Raw genomic sequence first — 18405 nt, 5'->3', positions numbered from 1 at the left:
CGGCTAAAATAAATAATAATTCAATCTTTACCTCCCTGCCCCGCAGCGCTACAATGCCCGCCCTTAAAGTGGGGGATCTCCCCTTACCGCTGCACCTGGTGCACGCGGATCTGACCTGTCATCAGAACGAGAACAAACATGTTTAAACCGGAACTCCTTTCCCCGGCGGGAACGCTGCAAAATATGCGTTACGCTTTCGCCTATGGTGCCGACGCCGTTTATGCGGGCCAGCCGCGCTACTCGCTGCGCGTGCGCAACAACGAATTCAACCACGAGAACCTGCAGCTCGGCATCAACGAAGCGCATGCCCTGGGCAAAAAATTCTACGTGGTCGTGAACATCGCGCCGCACAACGCCAAGCTGAAAACGTTCATCCGTGACCTGAAGCCGGTGGTGGATATGGGGCCGGACGCGCTGATCATGTCGGACCCGGGTTTAATCATGCTGGTTCGGGAGAACTTCCCGGAGATGGATATTCACCTCTCCGTCCAGGCTAACGCCGTCAACTGGGCGACGGTGAAGTTCTGGAAGCAGATGGGGCTGACCCGCGTCATCCTGTCCCGCGAACTGTCTCTGGAAGAGATCGAAGAGATCCGCACCCAGGTGCCGGATATGGAAATCGAAATCTTCGTTCACGGCGCGCTGTGCATGGCCTACTCCGGCCGCTGCCTGCTCTCCGGCTATATCAACAAGCGCGACCCGAACCAGGGCACCTGCACCAACGCCTGCCGCTGGGAATATAACGTCCAGGAGGGCAAAGAGGATGACGTCGGTAATATCGTGCACAAGCACGAGCCTATTCCGGTAACCAACGTTGAGCCGACGCTGGGCATCGGCGCGCCAACCGACAGCGTGTTTATGATTGAAGAAGCCAAACGTCCGGGCGAGTACATGACCGCCTTTGAAGACGAGCACGGCACCTACATCATGAACTCGAAAGATCTGCGAGCCATCGCCCACGTCGAGCGTCTGACGCAGATGGGCGTGCACTCTCTGAAGATCGAAGGCCGCACCAAATCCTATTACTACTGCGCGCGCACCGCGCAGGTGTACCGCAAAGCCATCGACGATGCGGCGGCAGGTAAACCGTTCGATACCAGCCTGCTGGAAACCCTGGAAGGCCTGGCGCACCGCGGCTATACCGAGGGCTTCCTGCGTCGTCATACTCACGATGACTACCAGAACTACGAGCACGGCTACTCCGTTTCCGAGCGCCAGCAGTTTGTCGGTGACTTTACCGGCGAGCGCAAAGGCGCGCTGGCGGCCGTCGCGGTGAAAAACAAATTCACCAAAGGCGACAGCCTGGAGCTTATGACCCCGCAGGGCAACATGAACTTTACGCTGGAGCATCTGGAAAACGGCAAAGGCGAGGCGATTGACGTGGCGCCGGGCGACGGGCATACCGTATGGCTGCCGGTTCCGGAAGAGGTGGAGCTGAAGTTTGCGCTGCTGATGCGTAACTTCAACGGTGAAAGCACCCGAAACCCACACGGCAAATAGTTAATCAGGGAAATTTTTTCGCGCTGGGATAATTCTTAGAATCGGATCACATACCGCTTCGTTCAATACGGGTATTATCCCCCCGCTGAAAAACATAACCCATAAATGCTAGCTGTACCAGGAACCACCTCCTTAGCCTGCGTAATCTCCCTTACGCGGGCTTATTTTTTGCCTTCTCTCTCCTCAACCCAGGCAATAAGCTCGTCGATTTGCCCCTCAGAGAACACGGCTATCCCATGCTCTGCGAGCAACGATGCAGCCACACCCCTCCCCGCTTTATGGATCCCGCGAAAAGATCCGTCATAAATAAACTGACTGCCGCACGTGGGGCTGCCATCGGTTAATAGCGCTGCGCTACACCCCGACTCCTGAGCAGCGCGTAGCGCGAGCCAGGCTGCAAGCTGATACTGCTCAGTCACATCCTGCCCTGTATTTTCAGTAATTCTGGCTTGCCCGTGCATTACGTCTTTGCCATCAGCGGACATAATCTCTGCCGGAGGACGAGGGACAGGCATCCCGGCCGCAAGTTCAGGGCAGTGGATAACCAGACGTTGTTCCTGCTGCCAGCGAGCGAGCAGCTCGTTCATTCGCGCTTTTTCACTTCCGTTATAACGAACCTTAAAGCCCATAAGGCACGCGCTTACCAAAATTTTATTCATCATCACTTTCCTGTGATTACGTTACTACCATCGCTGGAGTGTAACGCGCTTTCGGGCATATTTTATTCCTTTCATCCTGTTCTTACCCGCTTTTTTCCTCTCTGCTATACACTCTTACTAACGCTAAAAAAGGGAGCAGCGCGGATGGCAACCTATCCAGACAGTTTATTGATTCTCAATGGCAAAAGCGCGGGCAACGATCTGTTGCGTCAGGCAATTCAGGGTTTGCGTGACGATGGCGCGCGCATTCACGTCAGGGTGACGTGGGAAAAAGGCGACGCGGCACGCTATATCAATGAAGCCCTCGGGCTTGGCGTCAGCACCATCATTTCCGGCGGCGGCGATGGCACCATCAATGAGATTGCGTCAGCGCTTATCGACCTGTCCCCGGCAAACCGGCCGGTGATGGGTATTTTACCGCTCGGCACCGCCAATGATTTTGCCACCAGCGCAGGGATCCCGGAGGAGCTGGAGAAAGCGCTCCAGCTGGCGATCCTCGGCAAGGCCACCGCTGTGGATATTGCGCAGGTGAATGATAAAACCTGCTTTATCAATATGGCGACGGGCGGGTTTGGCACGCGCATCACCAGCGAAACGCCGGAAAAGCTGAAGGCGGCGCTGGGCGGCGTGTCGTACCTGATCCACGGCCTGATGCGCATGGACACCCTCAAGCCTGACCGCTGCGAAATTCACGGCGAGGATTTTCAGTGGCAGGGTGATGCGCTGGTGATTGGGATTGGCAACGGGCGTCGGGCGGGCGGCGGACAGCAGCTCTGCCCGGAGGCGCTGATTAATGACGGTCAGCTCCAGCTGCGTATTTTCACGGGCGACGGCCTGCTGCCCGCGCTGTTTACTACGCTGACGCAGCCGGAAGAGAGTCCAAATATCATCGCCGGGAAATCGGCGTGGTTTGAAGTGAATGCGCCGCACGGGATGACCTTTAACCTCGACGGAGAGCCGCTGAGCGGAACGCAGTTCCGCATTGAGGTACTGCCCGGCGCGCTGCAGTGCCGGCTACCGCCGGACTGCGTGCTTTTGCGCTGATGTATCACACGGTGAGCAATGATGCCCTCACCCAACCCTCTCCCACCGGGGAGAGGGAGATGGAGCCGTCAGGCAATCGTGACTTTGCTGTCCAGATAGACGTCCTGAACCGCATTGATCAGCTTCACGCCGTCGGCCATCGATTTCTTAAACGCCTTGCGGCCAAGGATCAGCCCCATGCCGCCCGCGCGTTTGTTGATCACCGCCGTACGCACCGCGTCTGACAGATCGGTATCACCGCCCGCCGCGCCGCCGGAGTTGATCAGCCCCGCGCGGCCCATGTAGCAGTTCGCCAGCTGGTAGCGCACGAGGTCGATCGGGTTATCGCTGGTCAGCTTGCTGTAGACGCGATCGTCGGTGTAGCCAAAGTTCACCGCTTTATAGCCGCCGTTATTCTCGGCCATTTTCTGCTTCACGATATCCGCGCCGATGGTCGCCGCCAGGTGGTTCGCCTGCCCGGTCAGGTCGGCCGACACGTGGTAATCCACGCCGTCTTTCTTGAACGCGTTGTTGCGCAGATATGCCCACAGTACGGTGACCATGCCCAGCTCGTGCGCGCGCTCAAACGCCGCGGAGATCTCTTCAATCTGACGGCGGGACTGTTCGGAGCCGAAGTAAATCGTCGCCCCTACCGCCACCGCGCCCATGTTGAACGCCTGCTCGACGCTGGCGTAGAGGGTCTGGTCATATTCGGTTGGATAGCTAAGGGTTTCGTTGTGGTTCAGCTTCACAAGGAACGGAATGCGGTGGGCATAGCGACGCGAAACCGTGGCCAGCACGCCGTAGGTAGAGGCCACGCAGTTACAGCCCGCTTCAATCGCCAGCTCAACAATGTTCTTCGGATCGAAATAGAGCGGGTTCGCCGCAAAAGAGGCGCCCGCAGAGTGCTCTACGCCCTGGTCCACCGGCAGAATAGAGAGATACCCGGTGCCGCCGAGCCGCCCGGTGTTGTAGAGCGTCTGCATATTTCGCAGGACCGCAGGCGGACGGTTGTTATCGATCATCACGCGGTCAACGTAGTCATGACCAGGCAGATACAGCTGGTCGGCTGGAATGGTCATACAACGATGCTGTAAAAGGCTGTCGGCGTCTTTGCCAAGCAACTGCGCAATATCAGTCATGTGATACTCCCGTAAGTCCGACGTCGTGTCGGTGTGTGTTTATCCAGTCCCATCTTTTATGGGCAGACTAAGCCTGGTACCGACTTAACAGATTTTCCACTCTTTGCTTTTTTTTTCAGCACAATCTGCTGGCTCGATTCGTGTACAACAAAACTGTTACATTGATCAAACAATCGCCACAAAGGTATTTAAAAGGTATTATTGAGTGGTATGTTAAAGGCGTACCCTCTCTGACATGCAGGATTAAAAAATGAAAACGAAAGTCCAACTGTCATTCATGATGTTTGTTGAATGGTTTATCTGGGGCGCGTGGTTTGTGCCGCTGTGGCTGTGGCTGAGCAAAAGCGGTTTTACCGCCGGGGAAATCGGCTGGTCTTACGCCTGTACCGCTATTGCCGCGATCCTCTCCCCGATTCTGGTCGGCTCGCTGACTGACCGCTTCTTCGCCGCGCAGAAAGTGCTGTCAGTGCTGATGTTCGCCGGAGCCATTCTGATGTACTTCGCCGCGCAGCAAACCCAGTTCAGCACCTTCTTCCCGCTGCTGCTGGTTTACTCCCTGACCTATATGCCGACCATCGCGCTGACCAACAGTATCGCCTTTGCCAACGTGGACGACGTTGAGGCCGATTTCCCGCGCATCCGCGTGATGGGTACCATCGGCTGGATCGCCTCCGGGCTGGCGTGCGGTTTCCTGCCGCAGATGCTGGGCTACAGCGATATTTCCGACACCAACATCCCGCTGCTGATGACGGCAGCCAGCTCCGCCCTGCTCGGCGTGTTTGCCCTGTTCCTGCCGAATACGCCGCCGAAAAGTACCGGCAAGCTGGATTTCAAAGTGATGCTCGGGCTGGACGCGTTAATCCTGCTGCGCGACAGAAACTTCCTGGTGTTCTTCTTCTGCTCGTTCCTGTTCGCCATGCCGCTGGCCTTCTATTACATCTTCGCCAACGGCTATCTCACCGAAGTGGGGATGAAAAACGCCACCGGCTGGATGACGCTCGGCCAGTTCTCCGAAATCTTCTTTATGCTCGCCCTGCCGTTCTTTACCAAACGCTTTGGTATTAAGAAGGTCTTACTGCTGGGCCTGATTACCGCCGCCATCCGCTACGGGTTCTTTGTTTACGGCGGAGCGGAACAGTACTTCACCTACGCCCTGCTGTTCCTCGGCATTCTGCTGCACGGCGTGAGCTACGACTTCTATTACGTCACCGCGTACATCTACGTGGACAAAAAAGCGCCGGTGCACATGCGCACCGCCGCGCAGGGCCTGATTACGCTGTGCTGTCAGGGCTTTGGGAGCCTGCTGGGTTACCGCCTGGGCGGCGTGATGATGGAAAAAATGTTCGCATACAAAGAGCCGGTGAATGGGCTGACCTTCAACTGGGCCGGAATGTGGACGTTTGGTGCAATCATGATTGCCGTGATTGCCGTGCTGTTTATGCTGTTTTTCCGCGAATCGGATAAAGAGATCGCTGCAATTGCGGTGGTTGATGGCGATGCCGCGCTGACACAAGGGGAAGTTAAATGAAACAAGAACGTGTTCTCGGTGCCCTTTACGGGCAGGCGTTAGGGGATGCGATGGGTATGCCGTCGGAGCTGTGGCCGAGAAAGCGCGTCAAGGCGCATTTCGGCTGGATCGACCGTTTTTTACCCGGCCCGGCAGAGAATAATGCGGCCTGCTATTTCAAACAGGCAGAGTTCACCGACGATACCTCAATGGCGCTGTGCCTGGCGGACGCGCTCATCGAGTGCGACGGGGAGATTAACGCGGACGTTATCGGCAAGCATATTCTGCGCTGGGCGCTCGATTTCGACGCGTTTAATAAGAACGTGCTCGGCCCGACCTCCAAAATCGCGCTTAACGCGATTCGCGACGGCAAGCCGGTTAGCGAACTGGACAACAACGGCGTGACTAACGGGGCGGCGATGCGCGCCTCCCCGCTGGGCTGCCTGCTCCCGGCCACGCGTCTGGAACACTTTGTTGAGCAGGTGGCGCTGGCCTCCAGCCCGACCCATAAATCCGACCTCGCCATTGCCGGCGCGGTGGTGATTGCCTGGGCGGTTTCCCGCGCTATCGACGGCGAAAGCTGGCAGAACATCGTCGATGCGCTGCCGGGTATCGCCCGCTATGCGCAGGAGGCGAAAACCACCACCTTCAGCGCGTCGCTGGCGGCACGTATTGAGCTGGCGCTTAAGACCGTGCGGGAAGCCAACGGGGTTGAGTCCGCCAGCGAGCAGGTTTACCAGCTCGTGGGGGCCGGAACCAGCACCATTGAGTCCGTTCCGGCGGCCATTGCGATGGTCGAACTGGCGGGAACCGACCCAAACCGCTGCGCCATTTTATGCGCCAACCTGGGCGGCGATACCGACACCATTGGCGCGATGGCGACGGCCATCTGCGGCGCGCTCCACGGCGTGCAGGCGATTGACCCGGCGCTCAAAGCCGAGCTCGACGCCGTCAACCGGCTCGATTTCGGCCACTATTGCGAGAAACTGCTGCACTACCGGGAGCAAAGGGAGGGCGTATGAATTCATTTGCCCAACGTCTCGACACCCTGCACGCCGCGCGGCCGGTGACGGTGCTGGGCGCGGCGGTGATTGACGTCATCGCCGACGCCTACGCCCTGCCCTGGCGCGGGTGCGATATCGAACTCAAACAGCAGGGCGTGAATATTGGCGGCTGCGCGCTAAACATTGCCATCGCTCTGAAACGGCTCGGCATTGCGTCGCAAAACGCCCTGCCCGTCGGTCACGGCGTCTGGGCGGATATTATTCGCAACGCCATGGCGAAGCAGGATCTGCACAGCGCCATTGCGGCCGAAACCGGCGATAACGGCTGGTGCCTGGCGCTGGTGGAGCCAGACGGAGAGCGCACCTTCATGTCCTTTAGCGGCGTGGAGAACCAGTGGCAGCAGAGCTGGCTTGATGTGCTTAACATCCCGTCGAACAGCCTGGTCTATTTATCCGGCTATCAGCTGGCCTCACCGTGCGGCGAGCTGCTGACACGCTGGCTGGAGGGATTACAGGACGTGACGGCCTTTATCGATTTCGGCCCCCGCATCGCGGATATTCCCGACGCGCTGATGGCGCGGATTATGGCCTGCAGGCCGATCGTGTCGCTTAATCGTCAGGAAGCAGAGATCGCAGCCGAACGACTGGGCGTAGCGGCTGACAACCTGGGTGCGGAGTGGCAGCAGCGCTTCGGCGCCGCGCTGATTGTGCGTCATGATAAAGACGGTGCCGCGTGGTATGACGGCGACGGTGCGGGCGTTGTTCCGGCGTTCCCGGCGACGGTTGTGGACACCATTGGCGCTGGCGACAGCCACGCGGGCGGCACGCTTGCCGGGCTGGCGGCGGGATGGTCGCTGGCAGACGCCGTTCTGCTGGGGAATGCCGTGGCGTCCTGGGTAGTCAGCCACCGCGGCGGGGACTGCGCCCCGACTCGCGAGACGCTACTCCTCGCACACAAAGACGTATAGATCGCTGCGACAGTAGCTGATGCTGTACTCAATCGGCCGGTGCTGTTGGTCAAGCGCGACCTGCTTGATCACCAGCACCGGTATTTTTTCGTCCATCTTAATGTGCGCCTGAAACTCGCTGTCCGGCATGCGGGCGCTAACCCGTGAACGGGTGCGCTGCGGGAAAATATTCTGACTGCGGAAGTAGTCATACAGCGAAATGCCAATCGCATCCGGATCGGGAATGAGGCCAACCGGCACCCAGGACTCTTCAATCGATACCGCATCGTCATCCACATAGCGAATGCGCTTGAGCAAAAAGACCTCGCTGTCCGGAGGGACCGACAGATGGTTTGCGACCTCTTCCGGGCACTTCACCACCCGCTTGTTGACCCACAGCGTATTAGGCTTTTGGCCGCGCAGCACCACCTGCTGGGAAAAACCGCGCGCCTCTTTCAGCGAATATTCAAAGATATTGTTGATTTGCGTGCCATAGCCACGGGAGCGAGTGACCACGCCCTCTTCCTCGAGCGCCTGCATCGCCTTTCGTACGGTGATGCGCGACACCCCGGTTAACTGGCTCAGATCGCGCTCGCCGGGCAAAATATTCCCGTGCTCCAGCACCCCGCTGCGCACCGCGTTTTTTACCGTTTCGGCAAATTTCAGGTACAGCGGCGTGTTGTCAGGCGCGGCGATCCGTTCATTCAGTTGAGCGATTAACCGGGTATGCGCTTGTTCCATCTCTGTTTTCTCAGGTGTGGTGTTTCCTGCCAGTATACTGGGTTACCACCATGCATGAAAATGATGAACCGGCCCAATACCGTGACCCACTTCCAGAGTATCGGCTTTTGCCAGCGCCGCCGAGAGCCAGGTTTTCGCTTCGCGCACCGTATCGGCCCAGCCTTCATGCCGCGGGCGCAGCGCCGCCAGCGCGGCGGAGAGCGTGCAGCCCGTGCCGTGGGTGTTTTTGGTCTGCACGCGCGGCGCGGTAAAGCGTACTTCGCCGTCGCGGGTAAAGAGCCAGTCCGGGCTTTCAGCGTCATCCAGATGACCGCCCTTCATCAGCACCGCCCCGCAGCCCATCGCCAGCAGCGCGTTTCCCTGCGCTTTCATCTCGCGTTCAGTTTGCGCATGCGATGTGCCTAACAGCGCGGCGGCCTCCGGCAGATTGGGCGTGATAAGCGCCACCTGCGGCAGTAGCTTTGTACGCAGCGTCTCCACGGCGGAGGTGGAGAGCAGCGGGTCGCCGCTTTTTGCCAGCATGACGGTATCCAGCACCACGTTTTGCACCTGATAGCGTTTAAGCCGCTCGGCCACCGCCTCCACAATGTCCGTCTCGGCCAGCATGCCGATCTTGGTGGTATCGATGCGCACATCGCTGAATACTGAATCCAGCTGCGCGGCAACAAAATCCGGCTCAATACGGTAGACCGACTGCACGCCGCGCGTGTTTTGCGCCACCAGCGCGGTAATGACCGAGCAGCCGTACGCGCCAAGGGCCGAGAAGGTTTTGAGATCGGCCTGGATACCCGCGCCGCCGCTGGGATCGGTGCCGGCAATGGTCAAGGCGTTAATCCGCTTCATGCCTGCTCCTCCAGCGTATAGAGCGCATCCAGAAACGCGCTGGCAAAACTGCCAGGCCCACGTGACTGCGCAACGGCCACCGTTCCGGCCCGCTTCATCCATCCGCAGGCGGCAGCGACGTTATCCATCCGGTCGCCCGGCAGCGAACAGCTCGCCGCCACAACGGCAGAAAGCGCGCATCCGGTTCCGACTACGCGCGTCATCAGCGGATCGCCGCCCGTTACCGTGCGTGTGCGTTGTCCGTCGGTGATGTAATCCACCTCGCCGGTGACGACCACAACGGCATTGGTCTGCCGAGCCAGCGCCTGCGCAGCAGGCACCGCGCTGGCTGCGGTATCGGTTGTATCGACGCCGCGCCCGCCCGCGCTCATTCCGGCAAGGGCCAGAATCTCGGAGGCATTGCCGCGAATGGCGGCCGGTTTCAGGGCAAGGATTTGATGGCAAAAACGGGTGCGGAACGTCAGGGCGCCCGCAGCAACCGGGTCCAGCGTCCAGGGCTTGCCTGCCGCCACAGCGCTTTCTATTGCCCGACGCATCGACTGGGCGCGCGGCGAGGTCAGCGTGCCAACGTTAATCAGCAGCGCATCGGCAATCGCGGTAAACTGTTCAGCCTCTTCGGCCTCAATCACCATCGCGGGTGAGGCGCCAAGCGCCAGCAAAACGTTGGCGGTAAAAGTCTGTACGACATCGTTGGTCATACAGTGGGTCAGCGGAGAACGGGTTCGGAAGTGGTGTAAAACGTGTAAATCGAGCAGGTCAGGCTGCATGGGTTCGCTCCTGCCTTGCGTGAAGAAGCGATGACCGGGAAGGCATCTGACTTCCCTACGCTGGCATTATCCAGATCAGGTAATACGGGTATTTCTCAGCCTTCACAAAGAAGGGCACCCCGAGTCAAAATACTTTTAAAACATTGAGTTATGAAACTCATTAACGTTATGTAGTGTAACCGCGGCCCCAGGCCAGGCGCAAGGAGTTTCGATTTATCACGCCGTTGTCACCGCGGAAATCTCCAGGCGCTCTTTCCCGTCATTTACCTATATTTATTACGCTTTAGTTAATTCTGGTTCAGTAATTGTTAATACATTATTGAAAAACTTTATTACGTACTTTTGCTGAGACTATTATTTTTATTTTTATTACGTGCTCATTCCGCTTTTATAAGATAGATAAACTTCTTTCGCATGAAAGAATAAGAAAGTATTAATTTATTTAACTCTATTAAACATTTGTACTTTCATCAATAACTTAACGCTTCCCTTGATTTATCGCACAATCCATAAGTTAATGTATACATTAAATATACCTCCTCGATACAGCACCCTGCCCTTTCATTTATTCATATCATTTATGATTTAGATCAAAATCATAAATTTGAGTTTAATTGATAGTTTATTCACGCAATTAAAAAAGGTCCGGGCAATGAATGTCCTGTATTGAGATACAAAAATACAGACATCTTCATGCTCACTAAAGCCAAAACTGTTCTGCTTAAATTTGTTTTTTTAATACGTTAATGATGTGAGTCCTTCGAATGAAACTTTTCAATAAATCTGTTATTTCTGTTTTTATATTTGGGGTGGTCGCCGGTAGCGCCATGAATATTACCAACGCTGCTGCTGCCGTTTGGGATGACGCATCAATCACAGATATTGTGAATGACCATCAAGACCAAATTACGCAAAACAGGGTTGATAGTATTGCTCGCGATCTCTCAACTGAAAATCGCTTAACGCAGGTGGATAGCGACCTTCAATCCACTAAATTAGGTGTTTTGGTTATTGAGCAAGCCACAAATGACGCTTACCAAAAAGCCTTGCTTGCTGGTGCGCTTGCAGATACCGCCAATCAAAAAAGCGATGCGGCTTTACAGGGCGTTATGACGAACGGCACAGAAATTATCAATATGGAAAACGTTAACAAAGTGCAAGATAACCGTCTTGACAGCCTGGAAAATGCCCCTAAACCCACTAACGGCGTAGATGGCAAAGATGGCGTGACGACCACCGTGACGCACATGCAGGTAGACGCAGCAACACAAACTAAAGTGGCTAATAATACCCAGGCAGTTACCGCCACCGCACAGGATCTGCTGGCAACGAAACAGACGTTACAGGCAATGAATAACAATACCAACCAGCAATTTAAATCACTGCACGATGAAGTAGATAATAATAAGAAGCAAGCTAATGCCGGTATTTCAGGAGCCATGGCGATGGCAGGATTACCGCAGGTACAAACGAATCAGCATGTTATGTTCTCTGCTGGCGGAGCCACGTACAATAGTGAAAGCGCCCTTGCCGTTGGGGCATCCGTTAACTTTAGTTCACATGTGATCGCGAAAGTGAGCTTCTCTGATGATACCGCCAATAATATGGGAGCGTCAGTTGGCGTCGGAATGGGATTTTAACGAAATACAACTTAAGCATTATTAACTTACGCCATTAAGTTAATAACCTGCTTGCCTCCGGCAAGAATAGCGATGACAGAAAAAACATGCTCAGACATATCATTATTTCAGCGACCCTGTATCTGATGCTCATTGGCGTCGGTATTTGGATCGGCATGATGTACGTCTCCTATTATCTGTGCGTTTTATAAGGTGAACAAAAGTTTAGCCATGAAAACTCAATTAATATGGATTGCACTGATGTTGACGGTAGCGACAACACCGGCTCATGCGATTAACGCGCACTATCGTGCTCAATTAGAACGTTCAGGATGCACTGAGATGAACGCGAATGACGGCTCTTGTGATATCCACAAAACAAAAGCCCAAAATGCGGCGCAGCACGCAACAGCTGCGGTCCACGACCCTTTGCGTGAAGCCACTTTCACATCGGATGCGGTTAACGCCACGATTTCAAACGGCTTTTTTAACGCCACCATTAACGGCAAAAAGGCCACCGTGAAACGTCTGAATGCTCATTTCTATGAGATTCACGGTAATGGTTTTGTTATATCGCTAAGCCTTAATGAGAACGGCATTACGGCGGCGTCCTGGAATAAGACGACGGGGCGTAACCACGGCATTTTGCAGGTGTCGCAGAAATAAAGCGAACAAGGAGGCAGTCTGCCTCCTTTTCGGTCAGCGAATGGCACGATTTGTCACACTCTTTTTTATGAATTTACAGTCAGGGCAGAACACACGTAACATTCTGTTTTTCTTTACCATAAAGTGCAATTTTCTTTCTTAAAAAGGGGATATCCCCTCCCCTGAGCGCCATGTCACAAAACAGTAAACAAATTAACCATTGAGCCCCGTGGCAAAAGGCTCTATATTGGCGGCGTTTTTTTCAGGCCCCCATCTGTTTTTTAACTTTTTATTCAATCGTGGCTCATAACGAAGCGGCGGTTGTAGGAGTGATATGATGACGGATAAAGTCCGTATTGACACCGTAGATGCCCACAAAAGCAACGAAACCTATCTGGCCCGTCAGGCCGAGTTTGAATCTAACGTCAGGAGTTATCCGCGCAAACTGCCTTTAGCCATCACTAAAGCAGAAGGCGTGTGGATCACCGATGCAGATAATAAAGAATACCTTGACTGTTTAGCAGGCGCGGGGACCCTTGCGCTTGGCCATAACCATCCTGATGTGCTGAAAAGCATCCAAAATGTCATTACCAGCGGCTTGCCGTTACATACCCTGGATCTGACTACGCCTCTGAAAGACGCGTTTTCTGAATACCTGCTCTCTCTGCTGCCTGGTCAGGGCAAAGAGTACTGCCTGCAGTTCACCGGTCCATCCGGTGCTGACGCCGTTGAAGCGGCGCTGAAGCTGGCGAAAAAAGTGACCGGTCGTAGCGGTATCATCAGCTTCTCTGGTGGTTACCACGGTATGACCCACGGCGCGCTGTCCGTGACCGGCAACCTGTCTCCGAAAGAAGCGGTTGACGGTATGATGCCAGAAGTGCAGTTCATGCCTTACCCGCACGAGTACCGTTGCCCGCTGGGTATCGGTGGTGAAGCGGGCGTGAAAGCGCTGACGTACTACTTCGATAACCTGATCAACGACGTTGAAAGCGGCGTGCGTAAACCTGCTGCGGTGATTCTGGAAGCCGTTCAGGGCGAAGGCGGCGTGAACCCGGCTCCGGCTGAGTGGCTGCAGCGCATCCGTAAAGTGACTCAGGAACACGGCATTCTGCTGATCCTCGACGAAGTTCAGGCTGGCTTTGCCCGTACCGGTAAATTCTTCGCCTTCGAACACGCGGGCATTGAGCCAGACATTATCGTGATGTCTAAAGCCGTAGGTGGCGGTCTGCCGCTGGCCGTGCTCGGTATCAAAAAGCAGTTCGACGCATGGGCGCCAGGCCACCACACCGGTACCTTCCGCGGCAACCAGCTGGCGATGGCGACCGGCCTGACGACGCTGAAAATCCTGAAAGACCAGAACATCGCGGGCAAAGTTGCCGCTCAGGGCGAATGGCTGAAAGGCCAGCTGAAAGAGATGGCGAAACGCTATCCTGTTATCGGCCACGTGCGCGGTCTGGGCATGATGATCGGTATTGAGATCGTTAAGCCACACGAAGCCGCTGACCACATGGGCTGCTTCCCGGGCGACGGCGAGCTGTCTGCTCTGATTCAGAAGAAGTGCTTCGAAGCCGGTCTGATTCTGGAGCGCGGTGGCCGTAACGGTATCGTTCTGCGTCTGCTGCCGTCTCTGCTGATCAGCGACGAAGAACTGAAAATCTTCCTGGATAAATTTGAGCAGGCACTGCTTGCTGCGGGCGTTCGCCCGGCGTAACCGGAGTTATTGATTACGATGTCTGATTCAAACCCAATTTTGTTCTCCTCTGCGCAGAGCATTGAAGCTTACCAGCAGGCGATCGAACAAAGCACTCAGGCTGTGATGCAGTGGCTGAAACAGCCTGAGATGTACCAGGGCAAAACGGTCGCGGAACTGCGCGACCGTATTAAGCTGGATTTCAACCCGAAAGGGCTGGGCAACGAAGCGGCGATTGAACGCGCCGTGGAGTTCTTCCTGAAAGACAGCTTGTCCGTTCATCACCCGCAGTGTGTGGCACACCTGCACTGCCCAAGCCTGGTCGTAAGCCAGGCGGCGGAAGTGCTGATCAACGCCACTAACCAGAGTATGGACTCCTGGGATCAAAGCCCGTCCGCAACCATTATCGAGATTAAACTGATCGAGTGGCTGCGTACCCGCGTGGGTTATCAGGCCGGCGACGCCGGTGTCTTCACCAGCGGCGGCACCCAGAGCAACCTGATGGGCCTGATGCTGGCTCGCGATGCGTTCTTTGCGCGTCAGGGTCACTCCGTTCAGCAGGACGGCCTGGTCGGCGATTTGCGCAAAATTCGCGTACTGTGCTCTGAAAACGCACACTTCTCCGTGCAGAAAAACATGGCGCTGATGGGTCTGGGCTACCAGTCCGTCGTGCAGGTGAAAACGGACGAATTCTCCCGCATGGATCTGACCGATCTGGCGGCGAAAATCGAACAGTGCAACGCGAACGGCGAGCAGATTCTGGCGATCGTCGCAACGGCAGGTACCACCGATGCCGGTGCTATCGACCCGCTGCGTGCGATTGCAGAGCTGGCCGCGAAGCAGAACATCTGGGTACATGTTGATGCGGCCTGGGGCGGCGCGCTGCTGATGTCTGAGCAGTATCGTCACTACTTGGACGGCATCGAGCTGGTGGATTCCGTCACCCTGGACTTCCACAAGCAGTTCTTCCAGACCATCAGCTGCGGCGCGTTCCTGCTGAAAGAAGCGCGCCACTATGAGCTGATGCGCTATCAGGCGGCGTACCTGAACTCTGAGTTCGATGAAGAAGCGGGCGTGCCTAACCTGGTGTCCAAATCTCTGCAGACCACCCGTCGTTTTGACGCGCTGAAGCTGTGGATGAGCCTGGAAGCGCTGGGGCAGGAGCAATACGCGGCGATCATCGATCACGGCGTGACCCTGGCGCAGCAGGTTGCGGCCTACGTGAAAGAGCAGCCTGCTCTGGAACTGGTTATGCAGCCACAGCTGGCAAGCGTTCTGTTCCGCTTCCGCGGACAGGTGCAGATGGATGACGCGGGCATCGCCCTGCTGAACCAGAAAATTGGTGATGCGCTGCTGGAATCCGGCCGTGCGAACGTTGGTGTGACCGAGCACAACGGCGTCACCTGCCTGAAGCTGACGCTGCTGAACCCAACCGTGACGCTGGAAGATATTAAAATCCTGCTGTCTCTGGTTGAGCGCACCGCGCAGGAAGTTCTGGCTAAGTAATACAACACCCCTCTTCCGCCGGGAGAGGGGTTATTTTTATACGCCTACCCACCACATCCTTAATTTTAAACCCCAATAGCTCGTCCAGCCCGTCGTGGTGCTGACCACATTACCCTTCGACACAATGACCAGCGTCGGCGTGACGCTCACCTGCCACTGCTGCGACAACGCACCGTTTTCATCGTTGATCACCGGCATTTTCAGCTGTTTCTTTTCAACCCAGCGCGCAAGCTTTGCGTTATCGCCGGAACGCATGGCAATACTCACCACGTTCCCGCCTTCTTCTGCCAGCTGATTAACGGAAGGCGTCGTGTAACGGCATATGCTGCACCAGGTGGCCCAGACGTAAATCAGCAGCGGCCGTTCCTGGCTCAGTGCCGCGATATCGTGAATATTGGCGTCGATGCTCTGCATCGGTGTTGCACTAAAATTGGCGGGGAGTGTCGGTTTTCGATACCGATCAACCCCCCACACTACGGCCAGCGTCAGCAGAACGAATATGATCCCTTCCCGCGCCCAGCGGCGCAGTCGACTGATTTTGCGGTTATCCATTGTGACCTCATGTTTCAACGAAGGTCATCTTAACGGGCAAAACGCCATCACGCTGTAAAGAAGTGTCGCGCCAGGTTTACTCCTGTGTATAGCCGTAGTCGTAATGGCTATATCCCGAGTTGTAATAGAGCGCAGCCGATTTCACGATATCATTGAGGATCGCGCCATTCACCTGCACACCCATTTGCTGCAGACGCTTCAGGCAGTTCTCGATCTCCTTGACGCTGGTTTTACCAAAGCGGGCGACCAGAAGCGTGGTAGCCGCTGCTCTGGCTATCAGCAAGGCATCCGTTACGGCAAGCACGGGTGGGGTATCGACAATCACGATGTCATACAGTTTGTCTATCTGCGACATTACGGCCTGGAAGCGTTCACTCATGAGCAGCTCAACGGGATGTGGAGGTTGGGGTCCGCAGGTCAATACATCAAAACCGCCTTTCTCAACGCGTTGAATTGCTTCCTGCCACTCAACGGTTCCTCCAAGCACGCAGGATAATCCCCGATGATTGCTCAGTTTGAAAACATTGTGGACATATCCCTTGCGCATATCCGCATCAATAAACAGCACTCGCTGTCCGGCCTGAGCGGCAATCGATGCCAGTGAAGTACTGACCAGGGTCTTTCCGCAGTCCTGCGTGGGGCCAGACACCACGACGATCCGGTTTTTGGCATCCATCATGGTAAAATGCAGACTGGTGCGCAGGCCGCGCACCGCCTCGACAAACATATCTGCCGGACGGTCAACGGGAATAAAAGGTATATTCGACGTCCTGTGCTTCCATCGGGAAGCACACAGATTTCTTCTGCGCAGGTGCGTTTTTTTCCAGAGCCACGTCGAGCGTGGAAGCGTCGCCAGAAGCGGTATCCCCTGCACTTCGAGTTGTTCAGACGAGGTAATGCCCCGCTTAAAGGCTGAACGCACTAAAACCGTTCCTGTAGAGAGCATCAACCCCATCAGCATACCCAGTACAATAATGAACGCTTTGCGCGGTTTGATTGGATCTGGCTGCGTCACGGCCGGGTCAATGATCCGCACGTTCCCGATAGCGCTGGAGCGCGAGATACTCAACTCTTGCTGACGAGTCAGCAACTGCAGGTATATGGTACGCCCGGATTCAACGTCACGACTCAGGCGTAAGATTTCCTGCTGCGTGGAAGGCATGGATGAGACGCGGTTATTCAGACGCGCGCGCTCTCGCTCAAGTGTTTGTTTCTTCTCCCGCAAAGCACGGTAGGTGGGATGGTCCTTTTTGAAAAGCTGGGAAACCTCTGCTTCGCGGAACGTCAGCTCGTTAAGCTGGTTTTCCACGTTAACTACCTGATCGAGGACTGACTTCGCCTCCAGAGATAAGTCGACAGAATCGCGTTGCTCTCTGTAGGCATTCAGTCGCGCTTCGGCTTCATCCAGTTCCCGGCTGATCTTAGGTAATTGATCCTGTAAGAACGTGAGGCTGCGGGAATCTTTCGCTTCCTGGCGCGCAATATTCTGACTGAGAAAATTTTCAGCAATGGTATTAAGCACCATGGCGATCTTGCCGGAGTCTTCACCCGTTAACGTTAATGCGATCATACCGCTCTGTTTAGCCGACTCCACAACCGTAAGTCTCTTCTGAATAGCGTTGATCGCGTCAAGCCTTGTGACGGTTTCGAGGGTAAACTGGGTGCCAGGTTCCGCGCTGAGCGATGTCACCAGAATCGATATGCCGTCTTTAACAAGCGTTTTTCCCACAACGCCGTCTGCTACAAGCATTTTTCCCTCAAGACGATACCGCCCTTGCTCCTGTACGGTGAGTAAAAGCGTTTGTGGCTTACCTTCCAGAAGAGGAATAGTCAGCGTGCCAATCGTTATTTTATCGGATTTACGTCCCCGCACGTGTTCCCATAAAGACCCGATGACCGGGAACAGACGCCGCTTGACGTTGTACGTCAACCCTAACTGATCGACGGTCTCCCCCAGGATCATCCGTGATTTAAGGAGTAAAAGTTCTGGCGCGACATCTGGAGAGAGATCGGCCTCAAACGAGGTCAAGTTCTTGAGCAGCGAGTTTTTCTGCTTCGATTCAACCTGTACCAGGGCATCAGCCTGGTAAACTGGCGTGACGTTGAACGCATATATCCCCGCACATACCGTGAGCAGGAGTGTGATACATGCGATCGTTACCCGATGATCAAACATCTCAGCAAGCAACTGAAGAAGATCGATTTCATTATTCTGCGGTGTCGCAGCACTATATTTATCTGATTTAGAAGACGACATTAC

The 18405-nt window shown here is 55.4% G+C and carries 16 protein-coding genes and 1 riboswitch; of the genes, 9 read left to right on the top strand and 7 right to left on the bottom strand.

What is annotated here, in order from left to right; all coding sequences use genetic code 11:
• The first annotated feature begins 138 nt into the window (after positions 1 to 138).
• Entirely contained in the window at positions 139 to 1500 is a 1362-nt protein-coding gene (gene yegQ, locus SPH27_RS14525) for a tRNA 5-hydroxyuridine modification protein YegQ (protein WP_023312421.1), read from the top strand.
• 161 nt (positions 1501 to 1661) lie between these two features.
• Here yegQ and SPH27_RS14520 read toward each other — a convergent pair whose 3' ends face one another.
• Positions 1662 to 2162: a DUF523 domain-containing protein gene (locus SPH27_RS14520; protein WP_045887878.1), complete on the bottom strand. Its 501-nt coding sequence runs from the start codon at positions 2160 to 2162 to the stop codon at positions 1662 to 1664.
• A 141-nt stretch (positions 2163 to 2303) separates the two neighbouring features.
• Here SPH27_RS14520 and yegS point away from each other — a divergent pair, with 141 nt between their 5' ends.
• The gene (gene yegS / locus SPH27_RS14515) at positions 2304 to 3203 is read left to right on the top strand and encodes a lipid kinase YegS (RefSeq protein WP_182072667.1); all 900 of its coding nucleotides are present in this window, start codon (positions 2304 to 2306) and stop codon (positions 3201 to 3203) included.
• A 68-nt stretch (positions 3204 to 3271) separates the two neighbouring features.
• Here the strand turns inward: yegS and fbaB are convergent, their stop codons facing one another.
• Positions 3272 to 4324, bottom strand: a complete 1053-nt coding sequence (fbaB, locus tag SPH27_RS14510; protein ID WP_182072665.1) for a class I fructose-bisphosphate aldolase — start codon at positions 4322 to 4324, stop codon at positions 3272 to 3274.
• 250 nt (positions 4325 to 4574) lie between these two features.
• Here fbaB and SPH27_RS14505 point away from each other — a divergent pair, with 250 nt between their 5' ends.
• The 3 genes from SPH27_RS14505 to SPH27_RS14495 are packed head-to-tail and all read left to right on the top strand — an operon-like array spanning position 4575 to position 7803.
• Positions 4575 to 5852, top strand: coding sequence for a nucleoside permease (locus SPH27_RS14505; protein ID WP_033145997.1), 1278 nt, complete (start codon positions 4575 to 4577; stop codon positions 5850 to 5852).
• Complete coding sequence (locus SPH27_RS14500) at positions 5849 to 6853, top strand: ADP-ribosylglycohydrolase family protein (protein ID WP_048976174.1); 1005 nt, start codon at positions 5849 to 5851, stop codon at positions 6851 to 6853. The genes SPH27_RS14505 and SPH27_RS14500 overlap by 4 nt, the downstream gene beginning before the upstream one ends.
• A complete protein-coding gene (locus tag SPH27_RS14495) occupies positions 6850 to 7803 on the top strand; it encodes a PfkB family carbohydrate kinase (RefSeq protein ID WP_182072663.1) in 954 nt (317 codons plus the stop codon). Before SPH27_RS14500 ends, SPH27_RS14495 begins: the two co-directional genes overlap by 4 nt.
• Here the strand turns inward: SPH27_RS14495 and SPH27_RS14490 are convergent.
• The 3 genes from SPH27_RS14490 to thiM are packed head-to-tail and all read right to left on the bottom strand — an operon-like array spanning position 7777 to position 10133.
• Positions 7777 to 8523 (bottom strand): GntR family transcriptional regulator, encoded by a 747-nt coding sequence (locus tag SPH27_RS14490; protein ID WP_033146000.1) that lies wholly within the window; start codon positions 8521 to 8523, stop codon positions 7777 to 7779. The genes SPH27_RS14495 and SPH27_RS14490 overlap by 27 nt on opposite strands.
• Positions 8524 to 8565: 42 nt before the next feature.
• Positions 8566 to 9366, bottom strand: coding sequence for a bifunctional hydroxymethylpyrimidine kinase/phosphomethylpyrimidine kinase (gene thiD / locus SPH27_RS14485; protein ID WP_039263125.1), 801 nt, complete (start codon positions 9364 to 9366; stop codon positions 8566 to 8568).
• Positions 9363 to 10133, bottom strand: a complete 771-nt coding sequence (gene thiM / locus SPH27_RS14480) for a hydroxyethylthiazole kinase (RefSeq protein ID WP_182072662.1) — start codon at positions 10131 to 10133, stop codon at positions 9363 to 9365. The genes thiD and thiM overlap by 4 nt, the downstream gene beginning before the upstream one ends.
• A gap of 35 nt (positions 10134 to 10168) precedes the next feature.
• Positions 10169 to 10265, bottom strand: a riboswitch (TPP riboswitch).
• Positions 10266 to 10897: 632 nt separating this feature from the next.
• Here thiM and SPH27_RS14475 point away from each other — a divergent pair.
• The 4 genes from SPH27_RS14475 to SPH27_RS14460 all read left to right on the top strand — a co-directional run bounded on the left by SPH27_RS14475 (position 10898) and on the right by SPH27_RS14460 (position 15593).
• Entirely contained in the window at positions 10898 to 11773 is an 876-nt protein-coding gene (locus tag SPH27_RS14475; protein WP_233476952.1) for a YadA C-terminal domain-containing protein, read from the top strand.
• A 210-nt stretch (positions 11774 to 11983) separates the two neighbouring features.
• Complete coding sequence (locus SPH27_RS14470; protein ID WP_048979969.1) at positions 11984 to 12418, top strand: hypothetical protein; 435 nt, start codon at positions 11984 to 11986, stop codon at positions 12416 to 12418.
• A gap of 313 nt (positions 12419 to 12731) precedes the next feature.
• Entirely contained in the window at positions 12732 to 14108 is a 1377-nt protein-coding gene (locus SPH27_RS14465) for a diaminobutyrate--2-oxoglutarate transaminase (protein WP_014884533.1), read from the top strand.
• Between the two features lie 18 nt (positions 14109 to 14126).
• Positions 14127 to 15593, top strand: a complete 1467-nt coding sequence (locus SPH27_RS14460; protein WP_023312433.1) for a pyridoxal phosphate-dependent decarboxylase family protein — start codon at positions 14127 to 14129, stop codon at positions 15591 to 15593.
• A 36-nt stretch (positions 15594 to 15629) separates the two neighbouring features.
• Here SPH27_RS14460 and SPH27_RS14455 read toward each other — a convergent pair whose 3' ends face one another.
• Both SPH27_RS14455 and SPH27_RS14450 read right to left on the bottom strand, forming a co-directional pair.
• Positions 15630 to 16145 carry a protein disulfide oxidoreductase gene (locus SPH27_RS14455; protein ID WP_096151272.1) on the bottom strand — a complete coding sequence of 172 codons (516 nt, stop codon included), beginning with the start codon at positions 16143 to 16145 and terminating at the stop codon, positions 15630 to 15632.
• A gap of 76 nt (positions 16146 to 16221) precedes the next feature.
• Positions 16222 to 18402: a polysaccharide biosynthesis tyrosine autokinase gene (locus SPH27_RS14450; RefSeq protein WP_182072660.1), complete on the bottom strand. Its 2181-nt coding sequence runs from the start codon at positions 18400 to 18402 to the stop codon at positions 16222 to 16224.
• Positions 18403 to 18405: the final 3 nt, after the last annotated feature.

Origin of the sequence: Enterobacter sp. A103 (assembly GCF_034427535.1) — a bacterium.
In the GTDB taxonomy this organism is placed as follows: Bacteria; Pseudomonadota; Gammaproteobacteria; order Enterobacterales; family Enterobacteriaceae; genus Enterobacter; species Enterobacter asburiae_B.
Note: the sequence above shows the minus strand (reverse complement) of the source record. Positions and strands in the feature narration are given on the sequence as shown.

Bases quoted from the DNA above. Each gene is read 5' to 3' on its own strand.
- SPH27_RS14500 (WP_048976174.1), top strand. From the start codon at position 5,849: ATGAAACAAGAACGTGTTCTCGGTGCCCTTTACGGGCAGGCGTTAGGG.
- SPH27_RS14490 (WP_033146000.1), bottom strand. From the start codon at position 8,523: ATGGAACAAGCGCATACCCGGTTAATCGCTCAACTGAATGAACGGATC.
- fbaB (WP_182072665.1), bottom strand. From the start codon at position 4,324: ATGACTGATATTGCGCAGTTGCTTGGCAAAGACGCCGACAGCCTTTTA.
- yegS (WP_182072667.1), top strand. From the start codon at position 2,304: ATGGCAACCTATCCAGACAGTTTATTGATTCTCAATGGCAAAAGCGCG.
- SPH27_RS14470 (WP_048979969.1), top strand. From the start codon at position 11,984: ATGAAAACTCAATTAATATGGATTGCACTGATGTTGACGGTAGCGACA.
- SPH27_RS14505 (WP_033145997.1), top strand. From the start codon at position 4,575: ATGAAAACGAAAGTCCAACTGTCATTCATGATGTTTGTTGAATGGTTT.
- SPH27_RS14475 (WP_233476952.1), top strand. From the start codon at position 10,898: ATGAAACTTTTCAATAAATCTGTTATTTCTGTTTTTATATTTGGGGTG.
- SPH27_RS14460 (WP_023312433.1), top strand. From the start codon at position 14,127: ATGTCTGATTCAAACCCAATTTTGTTCTCCTCTGCGCAGAGCATTGAA.
- thiD (WP_039263125.1), bottom strand. From the start codon at position 9,366: ATGAAGCGGATTAACGCCTTGACCATTGCCGGCACCGATCCCAGCGGC.
- SPH27_RS14455 (WP_096151272.1), bottom strand. From the start codon at position 16,145: ATGGATAACCGCAAAATCAGTCGACTGCGCCGCTGGGCGCGGGAAGGG.
- SPH27_RS14520 (WP_045887878.1), bottom strand. From the start codon at position 2,162: ATGATGAATAAAATTTTGGTAAGCGCGTGCCTTATGGGCTTTAAGGTT.
- thiM (WP_182072662.1), bottom strand. From the start codon at position 10,133: ATGCAGCCTGACCTGCTCGATTTACACGTTTTACACCACTTCCGAACC.
- SPH27_RS14465 (WP_014884533.1), top strand. From the start codon at position 12,732: ATGATGACGGATAAAGTCCGTATTGACACCGTAGATGCCCACAAAAGC.
- SPH27_RS14450 (WP_182072660.1), bottom strand. From the start codon at position 18,402: ATGTCGTCTTCTAAATCAGATAAATATAGTGCTGCGACACCGCAGAAT.
- SPH27_RS14495 (WP_182072663.1), top strand. From the start codon at position 6,850: ATGAATTCATTTGCCCAACGTCTCGACACCCTGCACGCCGCGCGGCCG.
- yegQ (WP_023312421.1), top strand. From the start codon at position 139: ATGTTTAAACCGGAACTCCTTTCCCCGGCGGGAACGCTGCAAAATATG.